The organism is Shewanella sp. SG44-6 (assembly GCF_014164185.1).
Lineage (GTDB): Bacteria > Pseudomonadota > Gammaproteobacteria > Enterobacterales > Shewanellaceae > Shewanella > Shewanella vesiculosa.
In genome coordinates, this window is record NZ_JACJER010000297.1 from 1 (window position 1) to 928 (window position 928).

Here is a 928-nt window from a genome sequence, read left to right on the forward strand (position 1 = left end):
ATTGATTATCAATGGCTTTTTCACTTTAGAATGTGGCGGAGGGATAGGGATTTGAACCCTAGAACGGGATAAACCGTTGCCGGTTTTCAAGACCGGTGCATTCGACCACTCTGCCATCCCTCCGAGCGAGCGAATAATATGATAATGCCCCTATGGTGTAAAGAGTAAATTGCAAATAATTGGTTAAGTGGCTATTTTATGCCCAAGTTCAAATCCCCTTTGCACATCTGCTATTAAACATAGTTACAAAGCTCAGCTTGCTTGATGGTATTCACTCAATAAACACCCATAACCCGCTATTTGTAATAACTGCTGTTTAAGCCACAACAAATAGCCACTAGCTTAATGCAAATGTGATTAAACGGTCGATAACAGCGACTTTGCTTGATTTGATTTGGGTTAATGTTTACCTTTACTGCAAGTAATGTTGCTAATGCCAAGGATAGCGAGATGCTTTCAGAACAAGCATTCGAAATGATAGATATTGTGGCCCGCGTAGGCAGTTTTACCGCCGCCGCAAATAAATTAAATAAAGTGCCCTCTGCGGTGAGTTATGCCATTAAGCAGATTGAAGATGACTTAGGGGTAATATTGTTTGAACGTCATCATCGCAGCGTGAGTTTAACCCCTGCTGGTGAACATTTTGTCGCCCAGTCTCGTGAGATCATGACCAAACTTAATAACATTAAGCGTGATACACAAAAAGTGGCTAATGGCTGGCGCCCTTCATTGTCGATTGCGATTGACAATATGGTTCGCGCCGACAAAATAAGTGGCTTAATAGCTGATTTTTATCGGCATTTTACCGACATTGAATTGATTATTCGCAATCGACAATGAAGGGCGCCAGCCATTAGCCACTTTTTGTGTATCACGCTTAATGTTATTAAGTTTGGTCATGATCTCACGAGACTGGGCGACAAAATGT

1 tRNA gene and 1 pseudogene are annotated in these 928 nt (G+C 41.6%); one reads left to right on the forward strand and one right to left on the reverse strand.

Going from position 1 to position 928, the window contains the following annotated elements:
- Window positions 1-33: 33 nt before the first annotated feature.
- Window positions 34-123: transfer RNA gene (locus H5185_RS22275), tRNA-Ser, on the reverse strand.
- Window positions 124-450: 327 nt separating this feature from the next.
- On the opposite strand from H5185_RS22275, the pseudogene H5185_RS22280 reads away from it, so the two are divergent.
- Window positions 451-828 (forward strand): annotated as a pseudogene (locus H5185_RS22280) (LysR family transcriptional regulator); the annotation flags it as partial.
- Window positions 829-928 lie beyond the last annotated feature (100 nt).